The 1,909-nt window shown below is 42.9% G+C and carries 1 protein-coding gene; it reads right to left on the reverse strand.

Annotated elements, in window-relative coordinates:
* Positions 1 to 83: 83 nt before the first annotated feature.
* Positions 84 to 1,469 (reverse strand): group II intron reverse transcriptase/maturase, encoded by a 1,386-nt coding sequence (gene ltrA / locus CSV72_RS16460; RefSeq protein WP_099679238.1) that lies wholly within the window; start codon positions 1,467 to 1,469, stop codon positions 84 to 86.
* Between the last annotated feature and the right edge of the window lie 440 nt (positions 1,470 to 1,909).

Consider the following 1,909-nt stretch of genomic DNA (forward strand, 5'->3'; position numbering starts at 1 on the left):
AAATCGAGTAGAGTGAACGAATCAAAAGATTGACTCGTTCCACCCTCTCACACCACCGTACGTACGGATCCGTATACGGCGGTTCAATAATTTGAGTGTATAAGTTGGTACTTCGCGGCTATATTCATATATCCGAGTTGTACCAGCTTTTCATCTGTTAAAGACCTATGAAGGATGTAACTGGAAGAAATTCTCCAGTGACCCTTTCGGGTATTTGACCATTCATAGGCTTTCTGCTCTTCGATACCTAATTGAATAAGGTTCCTGCATTTGGTCCGCGGAGTTTTCCACTGTTTCCAAATGTATTGCCTCATTCGTCGTTTCAACCAACCGTTCAAGTCATTCATAAAGCTTTTCATTTCACTTATGCCGTAGTAGTTTATCCACCCCGTCATCAGCTGCTTGATTTGCTTGAAGAGTACTTCTATGCTTTTTCCTCTGTTCCGCTTCGTTATTTTCTTCAACTTTTTCTTCACAGTGGACTTCGCCTTTTGATGCGGTCGAATTTTGACACCGTTTTTAGTTGCCAATAAGCAGAACCCTAGAAACTTTCGTTTCAATGGACTTCCTACTGCACTTTTCTCACGATTTACAGTTAATTTCAGTTCTTCTTCAAGGAAATGGGTTGAACTTTCCATAACACGATAACCTGCCCGTTTGCTTTTGACGTAGATATTACAGTCATCTGCGTAACGGACGAATTTGTGTCCCCGTGTCGCAAGGAGTTTATCGAATTCATTTAAGTAAATATTACTTAGTAATGGCGATAGGTTTCCTCCTTGTGGGGTTCCTTCTTCGGATGCTTGAAATATACCGTTTTCCATAACACCACTTTTGAGATATTGACGAATCAGGCGTAGTACACGCTGGTCTTGCACCTTTTTCTCAACGTAGTACATGAGTTTATCGTGATTCACTGTGTCAAAATAAGCTTTCATATCCATATCCACAACGTATTTGTATCCTTGTTCGTAGTACGATTTTGCTTGTATAATCGCTTGGTGTGCACTACGCTTCGGACGAAACCCAAAGCTATTATCGGAGAACGTAGGATCAAAAATGGGTTGTAATGCTTGATTGATCGCTTGTTGAATCATTCGGTCGATGACAGTTGGGATCCCTAACTTTCTTACACCACCCTCAGGTTTTGGAATTTCGACACGCAACACGGGTTGTGGGCGGTACGTTCCGCTATGTAATTTCGTTAGTAATCCTTCCCTGTGCTCCCTCAAGTGTGGAAGTAACTGGTCGTAAGTCATACCATCTACGCCCGCAGCTCCCTTATTTCTGACAACTTGAAGGTAAGCTAGATTGAGATTGTTCCTTGATAGAATTTTCTCCAATAGATTTACACCATTTTGATTGTTCAGTTCACCATGGAAATTACTATGCACTCCGTCATACCCTTCATGTTCCACATTATCTCTCCGACGGTAGTCAGGATTCCCTGTTTTCTGCGGTTGTTGCAATTTCCACACCTCCCTGTTTCTTCAAAATTATTATTGTTCAGTCCTTCACGTCCTGTCAACGCACGCTACTATGACCTCTGCTGACTTCTTACGGTTCATCCTCATGTCACCATGAGGATTGCACTGGTTCGTTATCATGTAACTTGCACTATGCCCCCGTAAGACCTCCCCTGGTAAGAGCGAATACTTTCCTCCCATGTAACTGCTAGATTTACTGTATAGGTTTCGGGCAGTATTGGATTTTGGTTTGTTGTGCAACCTTATCCAACCTAATTCAGCCTTCTATCTAGTTTCTGTTCGTCAGTTCAGGAGTTTGCGTCCGACTTCCTTCAGCCACTACCTCACGATAGCCACCTTGTCATTCGCTAACAGTTCCTACTGCCAAGCCTGTAGTGGACTTTCACCACCGAGTATTCGCCCATGCAGGGCGCACACAAAAA

The organism is Sporosarcina sp. P20a, from assembly GCF_002743175.1.
Taxonomy (GTDB): Bacteria; Bacillota; Bacilli; order Bacillales_A; family Planococcaceae; genus Sporosarcina.